The organism is Micromonospora sp. NPDC047187 (genome assembly GCF_040643355.1).
Classification (GTDB): domain Bacteria; phylum Actinomycetota; class Actinomycetes; order Mycobacteriales; family Micromonosporaceae; genus Micromonospora; species Micromonospora salmantinae.
The window spans coordinates 113,905-138,828 of the sequence record NZ_JBEYUF010000011.1 but is presented as its reverse complement, the minus strand read 5'-3'; the positions used below and the strand labels follow the sequence as shown (position 1 = coordinate 138,828).

The 24,924-nt window shown below is 69.7% G+C and carries 23 protein-coding genes and 2 pseudogenes; 17 read left to right on the top strand and 8 right to left on the bottom strand.

What is annotated here, in order from left to right; all coding sequences use genetic code 11:
• Window positions 1-28 precede the first annotated feature (28 nt).
• Together ABZ794_RS19385 and ABZ794_RS19380 are read left to right on the top strand one after the other, a co-directional pair.
• Entirely contained in the window at window positions 29-1,027 is a 999-nt protein-coding gene (locus ABZ794_RS19385) for an ATP-binding cassette domain-containing protein (protein ID WP_210781051.1), read from the top strand.
• Complete coding sequence (locus ABZ794_RS19380) at window positions 1,024-2,037, top strand: ABC transporter permease subunit (RefSeq protein ID WP_357516744.1); 1,014 nt, start codon at window positions 1,024-1,026, stop codon at window positions 2,035-2,037. The genes ABZ794_RS19385 and ABZ794_RS19380 overlap by 4 nt, the downstream gene beginning before the upstream one ends.
• Window positions 2,038-2,155: 118 nt before the next feature.
• Here ABZ794_RS19380 and ABZ794_RS19375 read toward each other — a convergent pair whose 3' ends face one another.
• Window positions 2,156-3,331, bottom strand: coding sequence for an ROK family transcriptional regulator (locus tag ABZ794_RS19375; RefSeq protein ID WP_210781049.1), 1,176 nt, complete (start codon window positions 3,329-3,331; stop codon window positions 2,156-2,158).
• A 168-nt stretch (window positions 3,332-3,499) separates the two neighbouring features.
• Here ABZ794_RS19375 and ABZ794_RS19370 point away from each other — a divergent pair, with 168 nt between their 5' ends.
• From ABZ794_RS19370 to ABZ794_RS19355, 4 genes are all read left to right on the top strand, one after another.
• Window positions 3,500-4,954 carry a glycoside hydrolase family 3 protein gene (locus ABZ794_RS19370; protein ID WP_210781048.1) on the top strand — a complete coding sequence of 485 codons (1,455 nt, stop codon included), beginning with the start codon at window positions 3,500-3,502 and terminating at the stop codon, window positions 4,952-4,954.
• A 135-nt stretch (window positions 4,955-5,089) separates the two neighbouring features.
• On the top strand, window positions 5,090-5,644 hold the full coding sequence (locus ABZ794_RS19365) for a hypothetical protein (RefSeq protein ID WP_238691233.1): 555 nt from the start codon (window positions 5,090-5,092) through the stop codon (window positions 5,642-5,644).
• Entirely contained in the window at window positions 5,641-6,135 is a 495-nt protein-coding gene (locus tag ABZ794_RS19360; protein ID WP_357516741.1) for a DCC1-like thiol-disulfide oxidoreductase family protein, read from the top strand. Before ABZ794_RS19365 ends, ABZ794_RS19360 begins: the two co-directional genes overlap by 4 nt.
• Complete coding sequence (locus ABZ794_RS19355; RefSeq protein ID WP_210781046.1) at window positions 6,098-6,796, top strand: TetR family transcriptional regulator; 699 nt, start codon at window positions 6,098-6,100, stop codon at window positions 6,794-6,796. Before ABZ794_RS19360 ends, ABZ794_RS19355 begins: the two co-directional genes overlap by 38 nt.
• Window positions 6,797-7,023: 227 nt before the next feature.
• On the opposite strand, the gene ABZ794_RS19350 is transcribed toward ABZ794_RS19355, so the two are convergent.
• Window positions 7,024-7,686 (bottom strand): GNAT family N-acetyltransferase, encoded by a 663-nt coding sequence (locus ABZ794_RS19350; protein ID WP_357516739.1) that lies wholly within the window; start codon window positions 7,684-7,686, stop codon window positions 7,024-7,026.
• Window positions 7,687-7,855: 169 nt separating this feature from the next.
• Here ABZ794_RS19350 and ABZ794_RS19345 point away from each other — a divergent pair, with 169 nt between their 5' ends.
• Together ABZ794_RS19345 and ABZ794_RS19340 are read left to right on the top strand one after the other, a co-directional pair.
• Entirely contained in the window at window positions 7,856-8,050 is a 195-nt protein-coding gene (locus tag ABZ794_RS19345; RefSeq protein WP_210781044.1) for a DNA repair protein, read from the top strand.
• Between the two features lie 149 nt (window positions 8,051-8,199).
• Window positions 8,200-8,718 carry a hypothetical protein gene (locus ABZ794_RS19340; protein WP_210781043.1) on the top strand — a complete coding sequence of 173 codons (519 nt, stop codon included), beginning with the start codon at window positions 8,200-8,202 and terminating at the stop codon, window positions 8,716-8,718.
• 10 nt (window positions 8,719-8,728) lie between these two features.
• Here ABZ794_RS19340 and ABZ794_RS19335 read toward each other — a convergent pair whose 3' ends face one another.
• Together ABZ794_RS19335 and ABZ794_RS19330 are read right to left on the bottom strand one after the other, a co-directional pair.
• Window positions 8,729-9,457: a Clp protease N-terminal domain-containing protein gene (locus ABZ794_RS19335; RefSeq protein WP_357516736.1), complete on the bottom strand. Its 729-nt coding sequence runs from the start codon at window positions 9,455-9,457 to the stop codon at window positions 8,729-8,731.
• 61 nt (window positions 9,458-9,518) lie between these two features.
• Entirely contained in the window at window positions 9,519-10,529 is a 1,011-nt protein-coding gene (locus ABZ794_RS19330; RefSeq protein ID WP_210781041.1) for a glycosyltransferase, read from the bottom strand.
• A 124-nt stretch (window positions 10,530-10,653) separates the two neighbouring features.
• Between ABZ794_RS19330 and ABZ794_RS19325 the strand changes: the two genes are divergently transcribed.
• Window positions 10,654-11,469 carry a DUF72 domain-containing protein gene (locus ABZ794_RS19325; RefSeq protein WP_357516815.1) on the top strand — a complete coding sequence of 272 codons (816 nt, stop codon included), beginning with the start codon at window positions 10,654-10,656 and terminating at the stop codon, window positions 11,467-11,469.
• 9 nt (window positions 11,470-11,478) lie between these two features.
• Here the strand turns inward: ABZ794_RS19325 and ABZ794_RS19320 are convergent, their stop codons facing one another.
• Window positions 11,479-13,308, bottom strand: a complete 1,830-nt coding sequence (locus ABZ794_RS19320) for a glycoside hydrolase family 15 protein (RefSeq protein ID WP_210781128.1) — start codon at window positions 13,306-13,308, stop codon at window positions 11,479-11,481.
• Between the two features lie 165 nt (window positions 13,309-13,473).
• Here ABZ794_RS19320 and ABZ794_RS19315 point away from each other — a divergent pair, with 165 nt between their 5' ends.
• The gene (locus ABZ794_RS19315; RefSeq protein ID WP_357516733.1) at window positions 13,474-13,899 is read left to right on the top strand and encodes a VOC family protein; all 426 of its coding nucleotides are present in this window, start codon (window positions 13,474-13,476) and stop codon (window positions 13,897-13,899) included.
• A gap of 14 nt (window positions 13,900-13,913) precedes the next feature.
• Here ABZ794_RS19315 and ABZ794_RS19310 read toward each other — a convergent pair whose 3' ends face one another.
• Together ABZ794_RS19310 and ABZ794_RS19305 are read right to left on the bottom strand one after the other, a co-directional pair.
• Window positions 13,914-15,131 (bottom strand): FUSC family protein, encoded by a 1,218-nt coding sequence (locus ABZ794_RS19310; RefSeq protein WP_357516731.1) that lies wholly within the window; start codon window positions 15,129-15,131, stop codon window positions 13,914-13,916.
• A gap of 65 nt (window positions 15,132-15,196) precedes the next feature.
• Window positions 15,197-15,493: a DUF6582 domain-containing protein gene (locus tag ABZ794_RS19305; protein WP_238678361.1), complete on the bottom strand. Its 297-nt coding sequence runs from the start codon at window positions 15,491-15,493 to the stop codon at window positions 15,197-15,199.
• A gap of 144 nt (window positions 15,494-15,637) precedes the next feature.
• Here ABZ794_RS19305 and ABZ794_RS19300 point away from each other — a divergent pair, with 144 nt between their 5' ends.
• The 3 genes from ABZ794_RS19300 (at window position 15,638) to ABZ794_RS19290 (ending at window position 17,703) form a co-directional block, all read left to right on the top strand.
• On the top strand, window positions 15,638-15,952 hold the full coding sequence (locus ABZ794_RS19300) for an amphi-Trp domain-containing protein (protein ID WP_357516729.1): 315 nt from the start codon (window positions 15,638-15,640) through the stop codon (window positions 15,950-15,952).
• A 140-nt stretch (window positions 15,953-16,092) separates the two neighbouring features.
• A complete protein-coding gene (locus ABZ794_RS19295; protein ID WP_124817594.1) occupies window positions 16,093-16,314 on the top strand; it encodes a hypothetical protein in 222 nt (73 codons plus the stop codon).
• 198 nt (window positions 16,315-16,512) lie between these two features.
• On the top strand, window positions 16,513-17,703 hold the full coding sequence (locus ABZ794_RS19290) for a DUF1996 domain-containing protein (RefSeq protein WP_210781036.1): 1,191 nt from the start codon (window positions 16,513-16,515) through the stop codon (window positions 17,701-17,703).
• A gap of 44 nt (window positions 17,704-17,747) precedes the next feature.
• Here ABZ794_RS19290 and ABZ794_RS19285 read toward each other — a convergent pair whose 3' ends face one another.
• The gene (locus ABZ794_RS19285) at window positions 17,748-20,222 is read right to left on the bottom strand and encodes a ricin-type beta-trefoil lectin domain protein (protein ID WP_357516726.1); all 2,475 of its coding nucleotides are present in this window, start codon (window positions 20,220-20,222) and stop codon (window positions 17,748-17,750) included.
• A 1,143-nt stretch (window positions 20,223-21,365) separates the two neighbouring features.
• On the opposite strand from ABZ794_RS19285, the gene ABZ794_RS19280 reads away from it, so the two are divergent.
• The 4 genes and pseudogenes from ABZ794_RS19280 to ABZ794_RS19265 all read left to right on the top strand — a co-directional run.
• Window positions 21,366-21,968, top strand: coding sequence for a DUF4956 domain-containing protein (locus ABZ794_RS19280; protein ID WP_091393400.1), 603 nt, complete (start codon window positions 21,366-21,368; stop codon window positions 21,966-21,968).
• The gene (locus ABZ794_RS19275) at window positions 21,965-22,786 is read left to right on the top strand and encodes a polyphosphate polymerase domain-containing protein (RefSeq protein ID WP_210781034.1); all 822 of its coding nucleotides are present in this window, start codon (window positions 21,965-21,967) and stop codon (window positions 22,784-22,786) included. The genes ABZ794_RS19280 and ABZ794_RS19275 overlap by 4 nt, the downstream gene beginning before the upstream one ends.
• Window positions 22,783-24,474: pseudogene (locus ABZ794_RS19270) on the top strand (CotH kinase family protein); the annotation flags it as partial. The gene ABZ794_RS19275 and the pseudogene ABZ794_RS19270, both read left to right, overlap by 4 nt.
• 42 nt (window positions 24,475-24,516) lie before the next feature.
• Window positions 24,517-24,879 (top strand): annotated as a pseudogene (locus ABZ794_RS19265) (cellulose binding domain-containing protein); the annotation flags it as partial.
• Between the last annotated feature and the right edge of the window lie 45 nt (window positions 24,880-24,924).

Below are 24,924 nucleotides of genomic sequence, written 5' to 3'. Positions count from 1 at the left end.
TGCCCCGCCCACGTACGGAGCCGCGCGGATGAGCGCGGTCATCGAGATCGAGGGTCTGCGCAAGACCTTCCGCAGCCTGCGGAGCGGCCGACGGGTGGCGGTGGACGGGTTCGACCTGTTGGTCGAGGCGGGTCAGGTCCACGGCTTCCTGGGCCCCAACGGCTCGGGCAAGACCACCACCCTGCGGGCCCTGCTCGGGCTGGTGAGCGCCGACAGCGGCCGGATGACGGTGCTCGGCGAACCGTCGCCGGAGTTGCTGCCCCGGGTGGCGGGTCAGGTCGGCGCCATCGTGGAGAGCCCGCAGTTCTTCGGCAACTTCACCGGCTACCGGACACTGCGGTTGTTGGCCCGCGCCGGTGGTGTGCCGGTCTCGCGGGTGGACGAGGTGCTGGATCTGGTGGGCCTGCACGACCGGGGCGATGAACGGGTGAAGGGCTACTCGCTGGGCATGAAGCAGCGTCTGGCGGTGGCGTCCGCGCTGTTGAAGGACCCGCGTCTGCTCATCCTGGACGAGCCGGCTAACGGACTGGACCCGGCGGGCATCCGGGAGATGCGGGACCTGATGCGGTCGCTGGCGGCCAACGGGGTGACAGTGCTGGTGTCCAGTCACATCCTGGGCGAGATCCAGCTGATCTGCGACCACGTCACGATCATCTCGCGGGGGCGGCGGGTCGCGACCGGTCGGGTGGACGAGGTGCTGGCCGGCCACGACCGGCACGAGTTCCTGGTCCGGGTGGCCGAACCGGAGCGGGCCGTCGAGCTGCTGCACGCGGCCGAGCTGACGGCGGCGGTGGACGGCGGAGCGTTGGTGGTGAGCGGGGTGAGCGACCCGACGGCGATCAGCCGGGTGCTCGGTGAGCAGGGTCTGTGGGTGGGCGAGCTGACGCCGCTGCGGCCGGATCTGGAGAGCGTCTTCCTGGAGCTGACCGGCGCGTACGAGCATCCGTCGGTGCCCCGGCAGGTCGGCGACTCGTCGCTGCCGCAGGGCGAAGCTGTGATCGACCTCGATCGGGGAGTGGACGCGTGAACCTGGTGCGTGCCGAGTTGGAGCGACTGTCCGCGCGTCGTTTCGTGCAGCTCATGCTCGTCCTGTTGGTGTTAGCGTTCGCCGTCACGGCGGCGACCACGCTGGCCGGTTCCCACAAGCCGAGCGTCAGTGAGCTGAACTCGGCGCGGGCCCAGGCCGCCGAGGCCCGGCGCGACCTGGAGGCCACCCACCAGGAGTGCCTGGCCCGTCAGGACGGCACCTTGCAGTCCGACACGGACAGGTACTTCCCCAGCGACTGCTCGGACATCGACCCAATCCGGCAGGACCGGCTACCGATCGCCGCCGACTTCCTGCCGGGGGTGTTCAGCTTCGCCGAGCAGGCCGAGCCGCTGCTGTACTTCCTCATCGCGTTCCTGGTGCTGTTCGGGTTCCTGGTCGGTGCCTCCTACATCGGCGCCGACCTGAACTCCGGCGGGGTGGTGAACCTGCTGCTCTGGCGACCGCGCCGGTTGACGGTTCTCGCGACCAAGCTGGGCACCCTGCTCGGCACGGTGCTGGTCCTTGCCCTGCTGGCGTCGCTGGCCTATCTCGGCACGTTCTGGGTGATCGGGCAGACCGCCGGCTTGCCGGGCCGGCTGGACGGCGACTTCTGGAGTTCGCTCGGCGCGGTGCACGGTCGTGGCCTGGTGCTGGTGTTGCTGGCCTCCGCGCTGGGCTTCGCGATCGCCACACTGGGTCGGCACACGTCGGCGGCGCTGGGCGCGTTCGCCGCGTACGCGGTGGTCTGGGAGTTGGGCGCCCGGCTGGTCCTGGAGATCGTCGACGCACGGAAGTCGGACCTGTTCATGCTCTCCAGCCACACCGGGGCGTGGCTCAACGGCGAGGCGCGGTTCTATGACGAGCAGCTCTGCCGGGGCAGCACCGAATTCCCCTACTGCGAGGGGTTCTACACGGTGACCTGGCTGCCGGCGCTGTTGGTGCTGCTGGCGATCACCGGCGGGCTGACCGCGGCGGCGTTCGCCGTGTTCCGGCGCCGCGACCTGATCTGAGGTTGTAACGGGCCGCCCGTCCTGCGATGGGCGGCCCGGAGCAGGCCGGTACGCGGCAAGAGCTTGCACCGCACAGACACGCGGTGAAATATTCCTTCACATGACCGCCGCAGCGGGCTCAGCCGACGGTGGAGCCGAACACCTCGTCGCGCACCGCGTCCAGGGCGGTGCGCAGCGCGCCGTGCAGGATCGGCTCCTCGGTCAGCCCGGTCGGCACCACTCGCGGCTGGACCAGGGTGATCGCCGCGACCTCCTGCTGCACCCGGTCGGCGAGCGCCGCGCCACCGGCCTGGCCGACTTCGCCGGCGAGCACGACCAGTGGCGGGTCCAGCACCACGCAGGTGCTGGCCACGCCGAGCGCGAGCCGACGGGCCAGTTCGTCGAGCATCGGGCCGCCGTCGGCGCCGGCCGCGACGGCCGTGCGGACCGCCTCGGCGGCGTCGGCGTCCGGGTAGCCGTGCTCGCGGGCCACCGCGCGCACCGAGTCCGCACCGATCAACTGCTGGAAGGCTGGCTTGGCGCGGCGGGACACGTCACGCGGGATGGGAGCACCAGGCACCGGCAGGTAGCCGATCTCGCCGGCGGCGCCGGTGCTGCCGTGGTGCAACCGCCCGCCCAGCATGATCGCCAGGCCGACGCCGGCGCCCACCCAGACCAGCACGAAGTCCGACAGCCCCTGCGCTGCGCCGGACTGCGCCTCGGCCACCGCGGCCAGGTTGACGTCGTTCTCGAAGACCACCGGCGTGTGCAGGTCGTCCCGCAACGCGGCGAGCAGACCGCTGTGCCAGCGCGGCAGGTTGAAGGCGAAGGTGATGTCGCCGGTGCCGGGATCGACCAGGCCCGGCGTGCCGAGCACGATCCGTCGTACGCTGCTCAGCTGCGCCTGGGCGCTGCTCGCCGCCTGCACGACGGCGTTGTGCACCACGCCCACCGGGTCGTCGGTGTCCCGGGTCGACTGCTCCACCCGGCCGATGACAGCACCGGTGATGTCGGCGCAGGCGGCTACCACCCGGTCCGGACCGACGTCCACGCCGACCACGTGCGCGCTGCTCGGGCGGACGGCGTAGAGCTGGGCGTTCGGTCCTCGCCCGCCGGCCTGCTCGCCGACCCGCGCGACGAGGCCGCGCTCCTCCAGCCGCTCGACCAGTTGCGAGGCGGTGACCTTCGACAGCCCGGTCAGCTCGCCGAGTCGAGCCCGGGTCAGCGGGCCGCGTTCGAGGAGCAGCTCCAACGCGGCACGGTCGTTGAGCGCCCGCAACAGGCGGGGGGTGCCGGGCAGCCGGGTCGCACTCATGAGACGTCCTCTAGTTTTAGTAAACTTTGCTAACTGTAAACCGACCTGCGAACGGGTAGCCGTAGCGTAACGGCCACTCGACGGTGGGACGCTCCGCCGAGTCGGCAGGGCCAAGACCACCACCGGTACGACGTTTCGTACCCGCGGGGGCACCGAAGGGGGAAGCACGTGGGATTGGATCCAGGACTGCGCCGGCTCGCGCTGGGCACGCTGCTGGCCGCGTACCCGGGACCGGTCCCGCCGGACTGGGCGGTCGACCTGCTGGCCGACGGGCTGGCCGGGCACACCCTGTTCGGCACCAACGTGCATGATCCCGCGCAGGTGGCGGCGAGCACCGCCGCGCTGCGCGCCGGTCGGCCGGACGCGCTGATCGCGATCGACGAGGAGGGTGGCGACGTGACCCGGCTGGCGCACGCCACCGGCAGCCCGTACCCCGGCAACGCCGCCCTGGGCGCGATCGGCGACGTGGCCCTCACCCGACGGGTCTACCAGTCGATCGGCGCCGAACTGGCCGCGCTCGGCATCACCGTCAACCTCGCCCCCACCGTCGACGTCAACACCGCCGACGACAACCCGGTGATCGGCACCCGGTCCTTCGGCGCGGACCCGGTGCGGGTGGCCGCCCACTCGGCCGCCGCCGTGGCCGGGTTGCAGGCCGCCGGCGTGGCCGCCTGCGCCAAGCACTTCCCCGGGCACGGCGCCACCGTCACCGACTCCCACCACGAGCTGCCCACGGTGGACGCTCCGCTGGGCCTGCTCCGCCAGCGGGACCTACCGCCGTTCGCGGCCATCGTCGCCGCCGGGGCGCGCGCCGTGATGACAGCGCACATCCGGGTGCCGGCGCTCACCGGCGCCGACCCGGCCACCTTCAGCCGAGCCGTCCTGGTCGACCTGCTGCGCACCGAGTACGGCTTCACCGGCACCGTCATCACCGACGCGCTGGAGATGAGGGGCGCCGCGGTGGCCGCCGGCGGGGTCGGGCCGGCTGCGGTCCGGGCCCTGAGCGCGGGTGCCGACCTGCTCTGCATCGGCGCGAAGGTCGACGCCGAACTGGTCGAGCGGGTGGCCGCCGAGATCGTCGACGCGCTCGCCGACGGCCGGCTGGCGAGGGCGCGGGTCGAGGAGGCGGCCGGCCGCGCCGCCGATCTCGCCGCCTGGACCCGGGCCGCCAGCGGGTCGCCGACCACCGGCGACCCCGAGCTGGGGTACGCGGCAGCGCGTCGAGCGGTCCGGGTGGACGGTCTGCTCACCGGCCTGGACCAGCCACTGGTTGTGCAACTGCACACCGAGTCGACGATCGCCGAGGGTCGGGTGCCGTGGGGTCTGGGTCCGCACCTGCACGGGGTGCCGGAGATCCGGGTGATCGCGGCCGAGACCGACCCGGCCACGCTGCGCGGATTGGCGGGCGACCGTCCCATCGTGCTGGTCGGGCGACACCTGCACCGGCTGCCCGGCGGCCCGGAGCTGATCGCCGACCTGGCGGCCCAGCACCCGGTGACAGTGGTGGAGATGGGCTGGCCGGCACAGTGGCGGCCCGCGGGCGTGCGCGCCTTCGTCACCACCTTCGGCGCGAGCCACGCCAACGGTCGCGCGGCGGCCGAGGTGCTCGGCCTGGCCGGCTGAGCAGGGCGCCATCCGGCCGGGCTGAGACGCTCGGCCGGATGGCGCGCCCTCAGCGCCGCACCAGAGTGTCCACAGTCACTGGTCGCCACTTCTTGAACATGTTCAATATCAGCCCTAGTCTGATGACGTCGGTAGTTGAACACGTTCAAGAAGGGCGTCCACATGGACATCAAGGTCTGGATGTACGTGATCTACCTCGCGGTCAGCGTCGGCCTGACCATCTGGGTGGCGCGAGCGCTGTCCCGCAACGGGCAGGTCTTCCTGGAGGAGGTGTTCGCCGAGGAACGACTCGCCCGAGCGGTCAACAGCCTCCTGGTGGTCGGCTTCTACCTGCTCAACCTCGGCTACGTCACTGTGGCGATGAAGCACCCCGACCCAGTCGATTCGACCAGCCAGGCCATGGAGGAGCTGTCTCTCAAAATCGGCTTGGTGCTGCTGGTCCTCGGCGCGCTGCACTTCTTCAACGTCTTCGCGCTCGGTCGCTACCGCCGAAACCGACTCCGCCAGCTCGCCACCCACCCCCCGCTCGCCCCGATCGGCCGACTCCCCATGCCATCCGCCCCTCCCGGATCGCAGTTGGTCGGCGCGTACCCGGGCGGACCGCAGCCGACCGGCGCGCACCCGGCCGGACCCCAGCCGGGTGGCCCGCAGCCGGGCGGCGGCCCGACGACCAACCCACCAACCCGATGACAGTGCCCCCGACCGGTGGCGTCGGTCGGCTCCCGGATCCCACCGCTCACTCCGGCGGTGGGATCCGGGGGTTCACCGTCCTGTTCGACGCGGCCTGCCCGCTCTGCCGCGCCGCCCGCCGCTGGTTGTCGTCCCGCGCCCAACTCGTACCTCTGGAGTTCGTGCCGGCCGGGTCCGCCGAGGCCCGGCGGCGCTTCCCCGGCCTGGACCACGACGCGACGCTGCGCGATCTCACAGTGATCGCCGACGCTGGCGAGGTGTACGCGGGCGACGGCGCCTGGTTCGCCTGCCTCTGGGCACTGACCGACCATCGGTCCACTGCCGAGCGGCTGGCCCGACCGCACCTGCTGCCCCTCGCCCGGCAGACGGTGGCCGCCGCCTCGGCGATCCGGGAGCGGATCCGCGACCCGTGGGCCGAGCCGACCGACGAACCGGCGGGATACGGTGACCTCGATGACCGAGCAGCCTGCGCAGACGACCACTGCGGGTGACCCAGCCACCGCCCGAGGCGAGCAGACCCGGCAGCTGATCCGGGACACCGCGATGCGGCTGTTCCGCGAACGCGGATACGCCCAGACCACCATGCGGGCGATAGCGCAGGAGGCCGGCGTCGCCGTCGGTAACGCCTACTACTACTTCGGTTCCAAGGACCATCTGATTCAGGAGTTCTACGCCCAGTCCCAGGTCGAGCACCGGGCCGCCGCGCAGCCAGTGCTCGATCGGGAGGAGGCGTTCGGTCCCCGGCTCGCCGGAGTGCTGCACGCGGGGATCGACGTGTTGACGCCCTCACACGGGTTCGCGGCGACCTTCTTCAAGACGGCGGCGGAGCCCACCTCCCCGTTGAGCCCCTTCTCCGCGGAGTCCTCCGGCCCCCGACAGGCGGCCATCGACCTCTTCGGCGAGGTGTTGACCGGATCGACGGCCACTGTCGACGCCGAGCTGCGCCCGCAGTTGCCCGAGCTGCTCTGGCTCGCGTACATGGGCGTGATCCTCTACTGGGTGCACGACCGATCACCGGGCCAGACCAAGACCCGCCAGCTCATCGACGGGGCCGTACCACTGGTCGACCGGCTCGTGACGCTGTCCCGGCTCCGGGTCCTGCGGCCGGTGACCCGACAGGTGCTCGACCTGATTCGCACGCTCCGTCACTGATCCGGCCGACCTCCTTCGGCCAGCGAAGCAGCAGGTCAAGTCCGCTTTTCGACACTCCGAACCAACAGCTTCAACCTTGCCCCAAGCCTGTTCGATACGTAGCGTGATCGACACGTGGCGGCACGCCGCCGGCGACAGCCGCTACACCCGGAACCGGGGCCTGGGGGGAGGTTGCGGACCGTGGATCCGGCCCGGGATCCACGGTCCGCGCCCAGCCCCGCCCTGTCTCAGCGCGGATAGACGCCGTACGCGCGCCAGCCCCGGTCCGGGAAACCGGCCGCTTCGGCGACCCGGGCCGAGGCGTGATTGTCCCGCTCGTGCAGGTAGGTGGGGACCGCCCCCTCGTCGAGCACCCGCCTCGCCGCCTGGGCCACCAGTCGACGGGCCAGGCCGCGCCCCTGGGCGGCCGGCACGGTGCCGACGGCCAACTCGTGCCCGTACGCGTCGTGCCGTTTGATCCCGGCACCGGCCAGATAGGCGCCGTCCGGGTCACGGACCACCAGCACCGGTCGGTCGAAGAGTCGCAGCCACGGCGGCAGCCCGGTGGCGGTCGGCTCGGTCCACTCCCCCACGTCGGGCAGCGGGGCGGGTGCCAGGCTCCACCGGAAGGGGCCGTCGTGTACGCAGAAATCGGGTCGGCCGACAGCCTCCGGCAGCGCGGCGAGCAAGCGAGCCGGCGTACGGCGAACCAACGCGCGGATCGCCGCCACACGGTCCGGCGCCACGGAGAGCACGGCGCTCTGCCCGGTGTCCACGGCGAGCGCGGGGCGTAGCCGGCCATCCCAGGCCGGTTCGGCCCGCCGGTGCGAGGCGACCACGTGCAACCCAGGCCCGGCCGGCCACTGGCCGAGCCAGGTGGCCAGGTGCAGGTGAAGTCGCCGGTCGAGCATGCGCACCTCCCCGTCACCCGACCCGTTGTCGATCACCGTACGCCGGACGGCGGGGCCGGGCGCAGGATACGTCAGGGCCGAGCGGGAAAGGGGTGCGGGAACCAGGCACATGAATCGACCGTCATATGTATTTCCATATCTGGACACCTTTGTTTGGGACGGTGAACGCATGCCGATTCAGCCGAGCGACCACTACCAGCAGGACCCCGAGCGACTCTGGCAGGCGGCGGAGGCCGTCGGAGGCAATCCGCCCCAGCCGCGCTACCGGAACCCGCGGACGATCGGCGGCGGAGCCCTGTCGTGGGCCGGCCTGAACAAGCTGTCCGTCGGCAACTCCAGTAGGCACCGTCTGAACAACCACTGACGCACCGCCGAGTCGGTGGCGCCGAAGGGCAGTCTCTGACGTTCGCCCGGGGCGACACACCGGAGGAGGTCCAGCGGTGGCTTTCGCACACCTGTCGGGTAATTTCTTGTGGTCCGCCATCCCGGCCTACGACAGGAGAAGCTCCGCGCATGGGCAAGAAGACGATCCACGTCTCCGACTTCACCGGCACGGTTCTGCAGCAGGACGACGAGGTGGTCCGCATCGTCGTGCTGGAGCACCCGGACCTGGTCGCCGGGCCCGTGCAGTTGGACGCCACCCCGGGCGAGGTGGAGAACATCGACGACGCCGCGCTGGACGTGGCGGTGGTGGAGATCCACGATCGGCACGGTGGCGGCGAGCCCCGCCGGGTGGTGTTGACCGCCAGCGAGTTCGACGCGATGGCCACCGACGTGCCGATGGCGCAGCTGTTGAAGACGGCCGAGCGGGTTCGCCCACCCAAGGCCCGCAAGAGCACCGAGAAGATCGACTACGGCACGCTGGAGCACGCCGGCAAGCCACACCGGGGCCGGGTCACCGAGGAGGAGGCCCGCCTGGTGCGCGAGCAACTCGACGAGGTCAACAAGCGCCTCGCCGACGCGGGCGTACGCCAGATCGACCCGGCCGATCCGGAGCACGCCCTGCGTTACGGCTTCCCTGAGGCGTCCTGACCCCGGGTTCTCACTTCTTTCCGACGGCGGCGGCGAGGGCGGCGGCCAGGTCGGCCTCGACCGTCGCCTTGTCCAGGCCGAGGTTGGTGAGCACCCCTGCGCCGTCCTCCTGCTCCAGCAGCGCGAGCAGCATGTGCTCGGTGCCGATGTAGTTGTGCCCGAGGCGCAGCGCCTCCCGGAAGGTCAGCTCCAGCGCCTTCTTGCCGCGCGCGTCGTACGGAATGAGGTCCGGAACCTGCTCGGCCCGTGGTGGGAGGACGGCACCGACCGCCTCCCGTACCACCTCGGGGGTGGCGCCACGACCAGCCATCACCCTGGCGGCCAACCCTTCCGGCTCGGCCAGCAGGCCCAGCACCAGGTGCTCGGGGGCGATCTCGGCGTTGCCGCTGGCCCGGGCCTCCTCCTGCGAGGCCATCACCACGTTGCGGGCACGCGTGGTGAACCGACCGAAGCCGGCGTTGGGGTCGAGCGCTGCCGCCTCGGTCGCCTTCGGCACGAAGCGCTTCTGGGCGGCCTGCTTGGTGACCCCCATGCTGCGGCCGATGTCGGTCCAGGAGGCGCCGGAGCGCCGGGCCTGGTCGACGAAGTGGCCGATCAGGTGGTCGGCGACCTCGCCGAGGTGATCGGCGGCGATGACCGCGTCGGTGAGTTGGTCGAGCGCGTCGGTGTGCGCCGTCTTGATCGCCTGGATCAGGTCGTCGAGCTTGACGGTGTTACTCATCTGGAGAGGATCTGTCATGCGTCAACCATAGGTTGACGCATGCGTATCGTCAACCCTGAGTTGACGATGTTGCGTCCGATCAGGCGGCGTACTCCGGCAGGAGTCGGGCGACGGCCGCCGGCGAGGGCATGCCGGCGATCTCCTCGGCGATCAGGCGGGCCGCGTCGTGCTGCTCGACCTGGCCCCGCCGCGGCAGCAGGCGGTGCGCCTGCTCGGCGATGGCGCTCGGGTCCACCTCGCCGGGAAGGAGCCGCACCGCGACACCGGCGGCGGCGAGCGTGTCGGCGTTGGCAAACTGGTCGGCGCCCTGCGGCAGCAGCAACTGCGGTACGCCGGCCGCGAGCGCGCCGAGGGTGGTGCCGCTACCTCCGTGGTGCACCACCAGGTCGACGAGCGGCAACAACTCCGCCTGCGACACCCACTGGTGCACGCTGACGTGGTCGGGGAACTCGCCCAGTTGTTCCAGAGGCACCCGGCCGGCCGCGACCACCACCTCGGTGTCCAGCGCCGCCAGGCCGGCGATGGCGGTGCGCAGCAGCTCCGGCGTGCCGAACGCGGTGCCGAGGCTCAGATAGATCAACGGCCGGAACGTGCGACGGCTCACCCGTTCAGGCAGCGGGGCCGGTGTGGAGAAGGCGACAGGTCGCAGCTCGATCCGACGTTCGGTGGCGAGGAAGTTCGTGTCCTGCAGCGAGGGCGGCCAGATGTCCAGGTGCGGCCGGCCGACGACCTCGGCGTTCCTGGTGGGCAGTTCCAGGCCGATGCCCTCGGGGAACATCCGGCCGAACCCGTGCCACAGGCCCGGGATCCCGGCCCGGTGAGCCGCCACGGCCGCCCCCGGCAGCCCCCACTCGTGCACCACCAGGTCGGGCCGCAGCCGCGCCAGCTCCGGCGCGAGATCCTCGGCGTACACCTCGTAGAAGGCGTCGCCGGGCCGGAACGGTCGCAGGCCGTGCGCGGCGAGCGGCGGGTGCACCTCCGTCCCGGCGGCGAAGTGGACCTCGTGCCCGGCCTCTCGGGCGGCGATCGCCAGCGGGATCAGCGGATAGGTGTGACCGACGGACGCAAGACTGGCGAACAGCACACGCATGGCGTCGGACCCTACCTGCCGCACCGTGGGCCCGGCCGGGTCCGCCGGCCCGTATACGGTGGGCTCCGGTCGAGCGCGGTCACCAGTGGGAAGGGCGGTCATGCGTCTGCACGTGGGGTGCGCGATGTGGAGTCACCGGTCGTGGCCGGGCCACCGACTGCCGCCCACCGAGCGCCTGCGGCACTACGCCAGTTGGTGCGACGCCGTGGAGGGCAACACCACGTTCTACGCGACCCCGGCCCGGGACACCGTGGCCTCGTGGGCCGCCCAGACGGGTCCCGACTTTCGGTTCGTCCTCAAACTTCCCAAGGTCATCACGCACGAACGCCGCCTCACCAACGTCGACGAACCGCTGCGCGTCTTTCTGGACGCCATCGAACCGCTCGGCCCGCGCGCCCACGCCCTCTGGATCCAACTGCCCGGCTCGTTCGCGCCCGCCGACGTCCCGGCCCTGGGCCGTTTCCTGGAGCAGCTCCCGCGGTCCCACCGGTACGCGGTGGAGGTCCGCCATCCCGCGTTCTTCACCGACGCCCACGCGACCCGACTGCTCGGGGCGACACTCGCCGCCACCCGGGCCGAGTGGATCCCCTTCGACACGACCGCCTTCTTCGCGAGCCCGCCGACCAGCGACCCGGAGCGGGACGCCTGGACCAAGAAGCCCCGCGTGCCGCTCAGGTCCGTCGCGCTGACCGACCGGCCGATCGTCCGCTACCTCGGTCGCGACGACTCGACGCGCACTGTCGAGGGGTGGCAGCGCTGGATCGACGTGACGGTCACCTGGCTTCGCGAGGGGCGCTCGCCGACGATGTTCATCCACACCCCGGACAACGCCGACGCGCCGGCGCTCGCCCGCCGGTTCCACGACGAGGTACGAGCACGCGTGCCCGGGCTCGACGCGTTGCCCGAGCCGATCCCGGTCGAGCCGCTGACGCTGTTCTGACCCGACGGGTCAACCCTGCTGGTCGAGCAGGTCGTCGAGGTGGGCCGCCGTGCTGATCAGCGAGAGGTGGCTGAACGCCTGCGGGAAGTTGCCGATCTGCTCACCGGTCGGCGCGATCTCCTCGGAGTAGAGGCCGAGCGGGTTGCTGTAGGTGAGCATCTTCTCGAAGGTCAACCGGGCGTCGTCGATCCGGCCGGCCAGGGCGAGCGCCTGCACGTACCAGAAGGTGCACATGTTGAAGGTGCCCTCGGTGCCGGCGAGACCGTCCGGCGAGGCCCTCGGGTCGTAGCGGTAGACCAGGCTGTCGGAGACCAGGCCGGTGTCCATCGCCCGCAGCGTCGACTCCCACATCGGGTCGGTCGGCGAGATGAAGTTCAGCCCCGGCATCGCCAACAACGACGCGTCCAGGATGTCCGACCCGTAGTGCTGCACGAACGCGCCACGTTCCTGGTTGAACCCTCGGGTCATCACCTGCTCGTAGATAGCGTCACGTTCGGCGGACCAGCGGGCGATGTCACCGGGGCGGCCCCGGCGACGCGCGATGCGGATGGCCCGGTCCAGCGCGACCCAGGACAACACCCGACCGTAGGTGAAGTCCTGCCGGCCGGAACGGGTCTCCCAGATGCCGTCCTCGGGCTGGTCCCAGTGCGCACAGAGCCAGTCCATCAGCCCGGCCGTCTTGCGCCACCCCTCGTACGGCGCGATCAGCCCGTTGCGGTCCGCGAGTTCCAACGAGACGAGCGCCTCGCCGTAGATGTCGAGCTGGAGTTGGCCCGCGGCGCCGTTGCCGATCCGCACCGGCGCGGAGCCGCGGTACCCCTCCAGGTGACCCAGCACCTCCTCGGGGAGGTCCGGTGAGCCGTCGATGCGGTACATGATCTGCAGGGGAAGGTTGCCGTCCCGTGCCTCACGGATGCGCGCGTCGAGCCAGAGCAGATACTTCTCGGCCTCTTCGGTGAAGCCCAGGCGCAGCAGCGCGTGCACGGAGAAGGACGCGTCCCGGATCCAGGTGTAGCGGTAGTCCCAGTTCCGCTGCCCGCCGACCTGTTCGGGCAGTCCTGCGGTGGGCGCGGCGACCAGGGCGCCGGTGGGTGCGTACGTCATCAGCTTGAGGGTCATCGCCGACCGCTCGACCACCTCCCTCCAGCGCCCCTTGTACCGGGAACCGCCCACCCACCGCCGCCAGTAGTCGCGGGTCTCGGCGAGCAGATCGCACGCCTCGTCGGTGCTGAGTGCCCGAGGCGCGTGCGGACAGGCAGTCTCCAGGACCACCCCGCCGATGTCACCGGCGTGCAGGGTGAACGACGCGGACACGCCATCGGTGTCCCGTTTGATGTCCCTCGCGTCGAACTCGCGAAGCGAGTTCTTGAAGGCGGCCAGGGTGAGGGCCATCGTCGGGCTCCGGAAGACGTCGCCCTCGGGGTGCACCTCCAGTTCGTACGGATCGCGCCCGTAGTTGAACCGTGGGTGGCAGTGGAAGCGGAACCGCATGCTCCCCCGGACCATCCGGACCAGCCGGATCAACCGGTGTCGGTCGGTGGCCTCGGCACCGGTGACCGGCATGAAGTCCAACAGCTCACCGACACCGTCGGCGCTGTGGAAGCGGGTGATCAGGATCGGCGTACCGGGCAGGTAGAGCTGCTTGCTCGTGTAGTCGACGCCGTCGGGCGAGAGCTGGAAGTGGCCGCCGTTGCGGCGGTCCAGCAGCGCGCCGAAGACGCTCGGCGAGTCGAAGCGGGGCGCGCAGAACCAGTCGACCGTACCGTCCGTGCTGATCAGTGCCGCGGTCTGTAGATCACCGATCAGACCGTGGTCCTCGACTGCCGGGTAGCTGTCCACGCTGTCCCCCGCCACTCGTACTGGCAATGGCGGCGACTACCCGGGTGCAGGGGAAAAATGCGGCCCGTGGCTCGACACCGTCGAGACGCGCGGCCGATTGCGGAAGCTAACCTTCCGCAATCGTCGATAGCGTCAACACCGACGACATCGACGAGAGGACACCTGATGAGCCTGCGAGGATTCGCCACCCTGAACATCTGGGCGGACGACGTGACGGCAGCCACCGCCTGGTACGCGGACTTCCTCGGCATCGAGGCGTACTTCATGCGCCCCGGCCCCGACGGACGCCCGGCCTACACCGAGTTCCGCATCGGGGACTATCAGGCCGAGCTGGGCATCATCGACAGTAGGTACGCACCGGCCGGCGCGGCGACCGGGCCCGGCGGCGTGGTCATGCACTGGTGCGTCGACGACCTCGACGCGACAGTCGAGCGGCTGCTGGCGTTGGGTGCCACGGAGTACCAGCCGATCACTCCGCATGGAGACGAGGGGTTCATCACCGCGGCGGTGGTCGACCCGTTCGGCAACGTGCTGGGGGTCATGAAGAACCCGCACTATCTCGACGTCCTCGCCGGGATGAAGGCGACCTGAGGGGTGATCGGGGTTCAGTCCCACTCGTCCCGACCCGGCGTCTGCCGCACCAGCGCTGCCGCCTCGTCGGTGTCCAACCCACTGGCGATGAGCAGGTCCTGGGCGGCCATGCGGAATTCACCCGCGGCGATCATTCCCGAGTAGCCCAACCGGTGGGCGTGCGGACGGGTGGGATCCGGCGCGGGGGGCCCCTGCGCCTCTTCGACCAGCTTGAGAGCAGTCAGGATCTGCTGGCGCGCCTGCTGCGGGTCCGCCCGCTCGGGGGTGGTGGTGCGTCTCAGCGTATGCATGCTGGTGGCCAGCAGCTCGATGGCGGCCGCGAACTCCTCCGGTATCGGCTCATCCTCCCGGAGAGCCTTGGTGAGTCTCCGCGCGACGGCCCGACAACCGTAGAGGCTGCGCTCGAGATGTCGGACGGCCTGGGTGTAGCGGACCAGGGACCTGCGTTGGTGCCACCGTAACGGCGCCAGTCGCACCACCTCCTGGGCTGCCCCCAGCCCCTCGTCCAGCGCGGTCACCCGCGACCCGAGGATCCGCAGGCCGGTCAGACTCTGCTCGGTGCCGTCAAGGTCCCGACGGCGCAGCGCCGCGCCCAGGTTGTGCAGGGCGGCGATGGCCGGGTCGAGAACCGGTTCGGCCAGCCGCTGCACCGTCCGCTGCGGGTGGATGGGCACCACCAGCAGACCGACCGCCAACCCGACCAGTCCGCCCACCGCGGCATCGACGAAGCGAGGAACGGACAGGTCACGCACTGGCGGTTCCAGGGTGGCGATGAGCACCGCTGTGCCACCGGCCTGGGTGAGCAGGGAGCCACCGCCCTTGAGCAGGATGGCGACGATGATCGCCAGTACGACGACCAGGCCGGTCTGCCAGGCCCCGATGCCGAACAGCGGCATGAGCGCGTCACCGACTGCGAGCCCGAGGACGACCCCGACCAGCAGCTCGATGGTGCGCCGCAGGCGTGTGCCCATCGAGGCGGCCACGATGCCGACAGCGGTGGTGGGCGCGAGGACCGGGGAGGGATTGTCCAGGAACTGGGCCCCCACGAACCAGGCGATCGTCGCTGCGACGCCGGCCTGCACGGCGAGCAGCCCGTAGAGGCGGAACCGCCAGGCGCGGGAGCGCAGCCCGTGCCGCACCCGATCGGGCAGGCTGGCCCAGGCTCGGTCGGCCCGGGACACCCCGTGCGGGGGCGGGGCGTTGTCAGCTGCCGGCTCCTGCTTGGCGGGCATCCGCGCGGCTTACCCAGCGAATACGGGCCTATCCGGCCAGCAAGCCAAATCGTGCCGGTGTCCCGTCAGTGGGCGGGGTTCGGCGTGTGCGGGAGTTTGCCGAGTTGGCGCCAGTTCGTCTCGGCGACGTCGACACCGTAGTGCTTGGCGGCGGCGAGGATGTTCTGGAAGGCCAGGTCGCGGTCCTTGTCGGTGACGCCCTGCACCTGGTCGAACCGGGCGATGGCGTTGCGGACGTGGCTGGCATCGGTCATCGGTTCCTTGCGTTTGTCGGGGAACGCGAAGACGCTCTCCGGCAGCTCACGCTTGTCCTTGTCCGACAGGCCGCCGTGCTTCTCGTGGGGCTTCCAGGTCGATGTCATCGCCCAGCATTACCCGCACGCTGTCCGACGGCACCTCCGAAGCCGACATTTTCCGACGATCGCCACCGGCAAGATCCATATCATGCCGGCCGGGGCCGTCCGAAGCCGAAGCCCTGCGCACGCTGTCCTTTATGGAATGCGAGCATGGCCGACATGGATATCTACGAGGACGCCCGTACGGTGTCACGCTCGGACCTGGCCGCCTGGCTGCGCCAACTGGCGAACCAGCTGGAGTCTGACGGGCGGCTCTTCTACGGCGCGGCGGGTGCCGTGACGGTCGCCGACACGGTGCGGTGCGAGCTGGAGATCGAGCGGGAGAGCGAGACGGAGGTGTCCGTCGAGATCGAGTTCTCCTGGACCGAGCCCGCGCGCGTCACGGTGGCGGACGAGGAGGAGCCCTCGAAGGACGACGAGGCCGCCGAGCCGACCGAGACGGCCGAGGCCACGCCGGAGGCGTGACCGCCTGACGAGCGCCCGGCGGCCCCTCGTTGGCGCTGTCCACCGTGGGTCCCCATCCGCACATGATGATCTAGATCCGCCGGATGTTTCAGTTTTGGGCGAGTTACGAGTTGCCCACCCCTTAGATCGAAGGAGAACGAATGACTGTCGCCGCCGATTTCAGCAAGCTGGTCGTCAAGGCCTACCAGGACAAGACTCTCGCCGAGCTGGTCGACTCCCCGGTGGATGCGCTCACCGGCGTCAGCGCTGGGGATGCCAAGCTGCTCAAGGAGGCGTTCAACATCACCACCGTCGGCGACCTCGGTCGTAGCCCGTACTTCCGTACCGCCCAGGCACTGGTGGCCCTGAACGCCGCCAAGTAGCGACGCCGGTCGAGTCGACCCGGCAGCACGTGTGGGCATCGACCGTCGAGTCCGACGGTCGATGCCCACACCCACGCCGGGCTGCGCGCGTACTTTAAGGAAGGTTTAAAGACCTTCCGAGCGCGAGCCGGAAGCGCCTACCATTCGGCCGCCGTGGCCGTTCGGGTCATCCTGGCGTCTACTCGTTGGGAGTGACCCGTGTCGTACGAGAGCCCGCCGCCGCCCCGTCATCGCGTTCCGGGCTGGCTCGGCCGCAACAGGCTCGGCGTGGCCGTCGGCGCGGCGGCCGTACTCGTCATCACGGCCGGGGGCGTGTACCTGGGCAACGGCGCGGCGCAGCCCGAGGCGTCGAACGCGGCCAACGCCCTCGAATACCCGTCATCACCGGCCGGGCAGCCGGCGGCGCCCGGCGTGGCGGTGTCGATCTCCGCGACGCCGTCGGCCGCCACTACCCCGTCGGCCGGCGCGACACCGTCGACCGCTGCCGCGCCGAAGGTCCCGGCAACCGGCTGGATTCCGGTCGACCGGGCGACCTGGAAGGCGCAGGCCGACGCGTACCGGGCGTTGAAGACCGACCCCGTCCCGTCCGGAGTGGGTAACCTCCCGGAGTTCCGGGCGGACTGCCAGTACAGCCACCGGCTACCGGACGACCCGATCGTCGCCCCCGGCCTACCGGGCGCGTCACACATGCACTCGTTCGTCGGCAACAAGGCCGTCGACGCGAACACCGTCGCCGGCGACCTGACGAAGTTCACTGCCACCTCCTGCAAGCCCGTCCAGGACCACTCCGCCTACTGGGTGCCCACGCTCTACGACAACGCGACGGGAAAGCCGGTCGAGACCACCGGGTTCCGGGTCTACTACCGCTCGCTCGCCAAGAACTCGACAGGCCAGATGCCGATGCCCAACGGCCTGCGCATGATCTCCGGCGACGCCAGGAAGAAGAAGCCGACCCCGCGCGGCGCGACCGGCCAGTTCTACTGCGCCTTCTACGGTCCCGGTGACCTCGACGGCATCGCCCGCAGCACCAACGGCAACTGGCCCATCTGCGGGGGCGACGCGACGCTGCACTTCATGATGCAGTTCCCCGACTGCTGGGACGGCAAGCACCTGGACAGCCCCAACCACAAGGACCACGTGGCGTACGGCAGCGGCAACTCCTGCCCGACCAGTCACCCGGTCCGGATCCCGGCGATCACCTTCGACATCCAGTACCCGGCCAAGGGCACCCCGGCCGGCTACTACCTGTCCTCGGACAAGGAGGGCAAGAGCGCCTCGTCGATGCACGGCGACGCGTTCGTGATGTGGGACGTCGACACCATGAACAAGCGCACGAAGAACTGCGTGCAGGGACGCCGGACCTGCGACAACTACGGCTACCAGAAGTAGCCGGGGCCAGGCCCGTGTCGGCCTGGCCCCGGGGTCTGATCGGGTCAGCTACGCAGCGTCCACCGCTGGTTCGTGCCGCCGTTGCAGGACCAGAGGATGAGCTTGGTGCCGTTGGCAGTGGCGGCGCCGTTGGCGTCGAGGCAGAGCCCCGACTGGGCGTTCGTCACGGTGCCGTTGCTGTTGACGTTCCACTGCTGGTTGAGCCCGCCATGGCAGTCCCAGATGATGACCGCAGTGCCGTTCGCAGTGCCCGCCCCGGAGGCGTCCAGGCACTTGTTGCCGTACACGGTCAGCTGCTTGCTGGCGGTCTGGGTCCACCGCTGGTTGGTGCCCGTGGAGCAGTCCCAGAGTTGGGTCTGAGTGCCGTTGGTGGTCGAGGAGTTGGGCACCTCGACACAGCGGCCGGACTGGCCACCCACGAGTTGTCCGCTCCCCGTACTGCCGCCGCCCTGCTGCTGCCGGACGATCGCTGTCGACTCGGCCGACCGGTTGCCCTGTGCGTCGACGACGTACAGCCGGTACTCGCCCTGAGTGGCCGGCACGGCGATGGACGTGGCGGTGCCGGCGGCCCTGGTCATCGTCGGCCCGGCGGTGAAGGTGGTCGTGCCGGACGGCGCCAACCAGACCGACCTGGTGGCGTCGCCGATGCTCCGGATCGGGATCGTCGCGGTGGCACTGGTGACGAAGGTGCTGGCCGGCAGCACATAGTTCGGTGCGGAGAAATTGCTCGCCGGAATGATGTCCCGGTACGCGTCCTCAAGGCCGGAGTTCGCGGCGATGCCGTACGCCGCCGCGGGCCAGACATAGTCGGAGGAGACGAGGATGTCGGCGACCGTGCTGTTCGGCAGATTCTTGTTCGAGACCTTGTTGATCGGGCCGTAGATCTGCGTGATGCTCAGATCGTGCTTCCGCCCGAAGTCGTCCGAGTTGATCATCCAGGTGACGTTCTTGTCGATACTCAGGACATTGTCGCGGAACGTGATGAAGGCCGATCCCTCGTCCGGGTGCAGTCCGTACTTGTGGCCCGACGGCACGCCCTGGAGGTAGTTGTTGGTGATGGTGGTCCCGGGCTGGCTCCCGAGTGTGTAGATGGGGGCCGTGTCGCTGAGGCGCTGCACCGTGTCGATGATGTGGTTGTAGCTGATGGTGTTGTTTCTCGCCGTGGTGGTCGGCCGGTTCGGCACGATCGAGCCCGACGATCCGTCGAAGTTCCACCAGCCCCAGCCGAGCGTGATGCCCGACCACGGGGTCTTCTCGATCCGGTTGCGCTGGATGGTGAGGGTGTCGGCGAAGTACGCGGAGATGGGGCTGTGCCCGTTGAACAGGACCGCGCTGTCGTAGAGGTAGTTGTTCTTGATGTCGATGTTCTTCGGTAGCCCCTCGACCGACGCGGAGTACTTCTCGCGGTTGGTCGACGTGCCGTCCCCGATGTAGACGTGCTGCGGATGGCCCACGAGGATCGCGGACCCGGCGATGTCGTTGGTGTGGTTGCCGATCAACTGTGTGCCCTGCACGTCGTTGACCATGCTGATCCCGTCGGCACCGGTGTGTTGGATCCGGTTACGTTGCAGGAGGATCCCGTCGGCGTTCTGCACCTGGACGATGCCGGGAACCACGTCCACGTTGCGGTAGTGGTAGACGTGGAAGTTGCCCTTGGCGTACACGTTCGCGCTCAGATTGCCCTGCTGCGCCTGCTTGAAGGACGAGCCGGCGACGTTGACCAGGTTCCAGTCGGAGTGCTGCACCGTCAGGCCGGAGAACGTGATGTTGCGCGCGTGGCTGCTCGTCGAGGTGCCGGCCACCCGCAGCACTGTGGAGACGTTGTTCGGCGCGTAGACCGTCGCGGTCGACATGTTCTCGGCGCTGGCCTTGTAGTAATAGAGCGTCCGACTGCCCTTGTCGAAGTAGAACTCACCGGGGGCGTCCAGGAACTCGTAGGCGTTCATGAGCTTGTGCGTGCCACCCACCTGGGCGTTGCCGTTGAACGCGCCCTGCGCGATGGCCGCGCCCGGTTGCTGGAAGAGCGCTACCCGGTTGGCGCCGTCGGAACTCGTGGTCACCTGGCGGACGCCAACGATGGCAGTGGTCCAGGTCGTTCCGGTCTCGATCTCGATGTCGTCCTGGTTGCGGGCGACGGCAGGGAAATCGTTCAGGCTGTATTTCGCGCCGTCACACTGCGACCCCGACTCCCAGGCCCACGCGGCCTGGTTGGCCGTGATGTTGTACGTGCCGTAACAGCCCGCCGAGCCGATCGTCTTCGACGCCATGTACGCGCGCTTGTCGTTGACGTATAGCGCCCGCAGTTTGTTGGCGCGGTCCAGTGGCGCCTTCCAGATATTGCCGCCGTGCTGGGACCATCCGGTCACCGGGACGCCGCCGTCGAGGACCGGTGTCTCGCCGGGATAGGCGGCGTAGGCGACCCGGAACCCGTTGTTTCCGGAGTCGCTGGCACCGAACTCGACGGTGCTGGTGACCGGGTATCTCCCGCCGCGGAGATACACGTTGATGTCACCACTCATGGTCGAATTTATCGTACGAACCACGTCCCGCGCGCGTTCAACCGTCTTGAACGGCGATTGAATCGTCCCCGGGTTGGCGTCGTTACCGTCCGGGGCGACATAGTAGGTCGCCTGTACTGCGGCCGAGGCCGGTAGTTGGTTTGTCAACACTGCCGGCAGTGTGGCGGCGACAAGCGCCGCCACCGCCAACACTGACATTCGCGCGGTGGATATGGCTGACTTCACGTCTGTTCCTCTCACTGGTCGTCGATGTGGTGCCCAAAGTGCGTATCGAGCGACGAGTACGGAACAGCGACGCCACTAAGGGCCGGCGGGGACTTCCGTCGCCCCGACCGCACTCTTTGTTAACCGCCCCGAAATTCTTACTGGGAGCGTAGGTCACACGTCTGACCAATGCAACCGGCAATTGGAGGGCGTCTATGCCGAAATGCCCTCGGATCGGGCAGATCAACCATGCCGGCTGCGGACCCCCGCATACGTCGTCCGACGAATCCGCAGCGACGACGCCGCGGGGCTCGTCGTGCAGGCCCGCGACCACTCGCACACCCCTCGGCGATCGGCAACCGGGCGGTGGCATGGGGCTAGCCCGCAGTGCCGGGGCGCTGAACTTCGCGAGCAATCAGGGCGACCCAGCGGGTGCCGGGCCAGGGAGTGCCGGTGGCCCGACCCTCCTTTGGAGCTGAATCGCCTACGACATCACCGACAGCCGACCCCCTTGCCTGATTCGTTTGCGGCATCAGCTCCATAGGCGCCGCAGATGCTGAGCCCACCCATCCGGGCGGGTCCCGAGAGGGCTCAGCGACCCCGGGCCGGACCAACGATCAACCCGCGACCAGGACCCGATCATCGAGAGGCTTCGGGGTCCGAAAGACTCCGAAAGTTTCGGCGGATTCACCAGCCGAGGCAGCGTCCCGGGCATGCCCACGTCAGGCACCCAGAACCCTCGCCAGCCGGCCCTGCGACCCGCATGGGAGCACGGATCACACATTGACTTCCATTGATGTTCTGCTTACAGTCACCAACGAAATACCGAAAGTTTACCGAAAAGTAGCCCGGAGGTCCGGCCACCTTCCGCAGGTCGCCACGCAGCGACGGCGGCCTGGCGTCGGTCCGCTCCGGCGTGAACCAGGAGGAACCCCAGCGATGTCGCAGCTCGTCCTGTTCGCGATCGACATCTGCGCGGTGGCGCTGCTCGTCTTCGGGCTCTACTTCCCCCGGCACCGCCGGCGCGACCTGGTCGTCGCCTACCTGGGGGTCAACGTCGGCGTCCTCGCGGTGGCGAGCGCGCTGAGCGCCAGCGACGTCGGCGCCGGGCTCGGGCTGGGGCTGGCGCTGTTCGGAGTACTCTCCATCATCCGACTCCGGTCGACGGAGCTCGACCAGCACGAGGTCGCGTACTACTTCTCCGCTCTCGCGCTGGGCATTCTCGGCGCACTCAGCACCACCTCGGTCTGGCTCAGCGGCGGCCTGATGGCACTCATCGTCGCGGTGATGTTCGTCGGCGATCACCGACGCCTGCTCCGGCACTACCGGCACCAGATCATGGTGCTCGACTCCGCCGTCACCGATCACGTCGCTCTCGTCGCCCAACTGGAGCAGCTGCTCAACGCCCGGGTGCACAACGCCATCGTCCAGCGGCTCGACATGGTCAACGAGACCACAGTGGTCGACGTCCGATACTCGGTCGCCCGGCGCAGCGCGGCGGCCGGCACCAGCAAGTCGGTACGGGCCGGGGCGCTCCGATGAGCACGGCACCGCTGGCGACGTTGACGCCGATCGCACTCGCCGAGGTCATCGACCGGGCGGCGCTGCAGTGCAGGGTTGACCGCAAGTACGTCATCACGGTGGACGCGTTGCCGCACCTGCTGGACCAGCTCACCCCGTACGCCCGGGTGCTGGACATCGACGGTGAGCGCAGCTTCCGATACGAGTCGGTGTACTTCGACACGCCCTGCCTGGCCAGCTACCACTGCGCCGCGTACCGGCGGCGCAGGCGCTTCAAGGTACGGACCCGGACCTACCTCGACTCCGCCCAGTGCTGGCTGGAAGTGAAGATCAGCGGAGCACGCGGACGGGTCACCAAACACCGACTGCCGTATCTGGCCGAGGAGCGCCGCACCGTCCGGTCCGGGCGCGGGTTCGTCGACGATGTGCTCGACCGGGAGTCGATTCTGTCCAATCTCACCGGCAGTCCGCTCGAGCCGGTACTGGTCACCAGCTACCGTCGCTCCACTCTGCTGCTGCCGGCGACGGCGAGCCGGGTCACCATCGACACCGGGCTCACCTGGCAGGACGGTGACCGCGCACTGCGGCTGCCCGGCATCGCCGTGGTCGAGACCAAGACCAGCTCGGCCCCTTCGCTGGTCGACCGCGCGCTGTGGCAGCGCGGGACCCGGCCCGTACGTATCTCGAAGTACGCCACCGGTCTCGCGGCTCTCCGCCTGGACCTTCCAGATGTGCCGTGGCGACGGACGCTACGCCGCCATTTCCGCGCCGACCCGTCCTCGGCGCTCCTGGAGTTGACAGTCCCCACCCGATCAGAACAGGAGGCATCGTGCGCATGACCACCCGAAACACCGGTCTTCCGGTGGCGGCCCTTCGTGCCACCGGGATCGCCGCCACCGCCGTGTTCGTCGCAGGCATCCTCGTGGTGTCCTCGCCACCGGCCGGTGCCGAACCCGTCGCCGCCGTCCAGGCCGCGCAACCGGTCACCGAACTCCTCGCCGGCAACCAGGCCGCCGCCGCCGCCGCACCGGCCGCCGCGGACGACGACCTGGTCGGCGACATCACCTTCTCGGTGCCCAGCGGCACCTTCCAGGGGGAGGTGGCGGTGACGCTGAGCAGCGCGGTCAGCGGCGCTCAGATCCGCTACACCACCAACGGGCAGCCGCCCACCGCCCAGTCGTCGCTCTATTCGGGCTCGGCGCTGCGCTTCACCCGCACCACCCAGTTACGGGCACAGGCGTTCGTCGGCCAGACACCGACGGGTGCGCCCGGCACCGCCATGTACGCCGCCCAGAACGTCACCACCGCCCACGACCTGCCGGTGGTACTCATCGACTCGTACGGTGCCGGCCGGCCCGACCGGGAGTACTTCGACGCCACCACCATGATCTTCGAACCGGCGGGCGGCGGCACCACATCGTTGGCGGCCGCCCCGACGCTCAGCACCCGGGCGGGATTCCGGCTGCGCGGCAACTCGTCGGCGACGTTCGAGAAGACGCCGTTCCGCGTCGAGTTCTGGGACAACGAGAACGACGACGCCGACCACCCGGTGCTGGGCATGCCCGCCGACTCCGACTGGGTGTTGCGCGGCCCGTTCCCCGACAAGGCGTTGATCCGTGAGGCGCTCGTCTACGACCTCGGGCGCGAGATGGGGCTGCCCGCCCCGCGCTACGCGTTCGCCGAGTTCTACCTCAACACGGACGCGGCACCGGTGGGTGCCAGCGACTACATGGGCGTCTACATGTTCATGGAGACGATCAAGAACTCCAAGGACCGCCTCGACCTCAAGCAGTTGGACTCCGACGACGTGACCCTGCCGAAGATCCAGGGCGGGTACATCTGGAAATTCGAGTGGATGGCGGCCGAGGAGCCGACGTTGCCGTGCACCGGGCCGGCGGCCACCTGCTGGAACTACCTTGAGGTCGCCGACCCGTCGCCCCTGCAACCGCAGCAACGGGACTGGCTGCGCGGTCACCTCCAGGAGTTCAACGACGTGCTGCACTCGTCGAACTTCGCCGACCCGACCACCGGATACCGCAAGTACATCGACGTCGACTCCTTCGTCAACCTCATGATCGTCAACGAGCTGAGTCGGGAGATGGACGCCTACGTCCGCAGCTCGCACTTCTACAAGGACCGGGACAGCAAGATCTTCGCGGGTCCGCTGTGGGACTTCGACCTCAGCTTCGGTGTCGGTGGATTCTTCGCCAACGACCAGGTGTCGGGCTGGCAGCACCAGCAGACCCGGCAGCCGTCGGCCAACGACTGGTTCGCCCAGTTGCTACGCGACCCCGCGTTCGTCAACCAGGCCCGGTCGCGCTGGCAGACGCTGCGACGGGGTCTGCTCTCCGACGCCGCGCTCCAGACCCGGATCAATGCTCTCGCGACCCCGCTGACCAACGCGGCCCAGCGCAACTTCCAACGCTGGCCCAACCTGACGGCACCGACGGTCAGCTTCTTCCGCACCCCGACCTCGCCCACCTGGCAGGGACAGGTCCAGGTGATGCGGGACTGGATGCTGCGCCGGGCCGCCTGGCTGGACTCCACCGCCGGCTGGGGTGGTTCCGTCACCACACCTCCGCCCACCACACCGCCGCCCACCACACCGCCGCCCACCACGCCACCGCCGTCGGCCGGCTGCACCGCGACGTACGCGGTGACCAGCCAGTGGACCGGAGGCTTCCAGGGCGAGGTACGGGTCACCGCGGGAACCTCGGCGATCAGCAACTGGACAGTGACGTGGACCTTCGCCGGTGGCCAGAGCGTCGCCCAGGCCTGGAACGCGACAGTCACGAGCCAGGGGTCGGCGGTCACCGCCCGCAACGTCGCCTACAACGGGGCACTCGGCGCCGGCGCGAGCACCGCGTTCGGGTTCCTCGGCTCGTCCACCGGCACTCCCAGTACACCGACGCTGACCTGCACGGCGAGCTGACCAACAACCGGCCCGGGCCGGGTCGACGATCGACCCGGCCCGGGC

Bases quoted from the DNA above. Each gene is read 5' to 3' on its own strand.
- ABZ794_RS19385 (WP_210781051.1), top strand. From the start codon at position 29: ATGAGCGCGGTCATCGAGATCGAGGGTCTGCGCAAGACCTTCCGCAGC.
- ABZ794_RS19375 (WP_210781049.1), bottom strand. From the start codon at position 3,331: ATGAGTGCGACCCGGCTGCCCGGCACCCCCCGCCTGTTGCGGGCGCTC.
- ABZ794_RS19360 (WP_357516741.1), top strand. From the start codon at position 5,641: ATGACAGTGCCCCCGACCGGTGGCGTCGGTCGGCTCCCGGATCCCACC.
- ABZ794_RS19355 (WP_210781046.1), top strand. From the start codon at position 6,098: ATGACCGAGCAGCCTGCGCAGACGACCACTGCGGGTGACCCAGCCACC.
- ABZ794_RS19350 (WP_357516739.1), bottom strand. From the start codon at position 7,686: ATGCTCGACCGGCGACTTCACCTGCACCTGGCCACCTGGCTCGGCCAG.
- ABZ794_RS19345 (WP_210781044.1), top strand. From the start codon at position 7,856: ATGCCGATTCAGCCGAGCGACCACTACCAGCAGGACCCCGAGCGACTC.
- ABZ794_RS19340 (WP_210781043.1), top strand. From the start codon at position 8,200: ATGGGCAAGAAGACGATCCACGTCTCCGACTTCACCGGCACGGTTCTG.
- ABZ794_RS19335 (WP_357516736.1), bottom strand. From the start codon at position 9,457: ATGACAGATCCTCTCCAGATGAGTAACACCGTCAAGCTCGACGACCTG.
- ABZ794_RS19330 (WP_210781041.1), bottom strand. From the start codon at position 10,529: ATGCGTGTGCTGTTCGCCAGTCTTGCGTCCGTCGGTCACACCTATCCG.
- ABZ794_RS19325 (WP_357516815.1), top strand. From the start codon at position 10,654: ATGTGGAGTCACCGGTCGTGGCCGGGCCACCGACTGCCGCCCACCGAG.
- ABZ794_RS19315 (WP_357516733.1), top strand. From the start codon at position 13,474: ATGAGCCTGCGAGGATTCGCCACCCTGAACATCTGGGCGGACGACGTG.
- ABZ794_RS19310 (WP_357516731.1), bottom strand. From the start codon at position 15,131: ATGCCCGCCAAGCAGGAGCCGGCAGCTGACAACGCCCCGCCCCCGCAC.
- ABZ794_RS19305 (WP_238678361.1), bottom strand. From the start codon at position 15,493: ATGACATCGACCTGGAAGCCCCACGAGAAGCACGGCGGCCTGTCGGAC.
- ABZ794_RS19300 (WP_357516729.1), top strand. From the start codon at position 15,638: ATGGCCGACATGGATATCTACGAGGACGCCCGTACGGTGTCACGCTCG.
- ABZ794_RS19295 (WP_124817594.1), top strand. From the start codon at position 16,093: ATGACTGTCGCCGCCGATTTCAGCAAGCTGGTCGTCAAGGCCTACCAG.
- ABZ794_RS19285 (WP_357516726.1), bottom strand. From the start codon at position 20,222: ATGAGTGGTGACATCAACGTGTATCTCCGCGGCGGGAGATACCCGGTC.
- ABZ794_RS19280 (WP_091393400.1), top strand. From the start codon at position 21,366: ATGTCGCAGCTCGTCCTGTTCGCGATCGACATCTGCGCGGTGGCGCTG.
- ABZ794_RS19275 (WP_210781034.1), top strand. From the start codon at position 21,965: ATGAGCACGGCACCGCTGGCGACGTTGACGCCGATCGCACTCGCCGAG.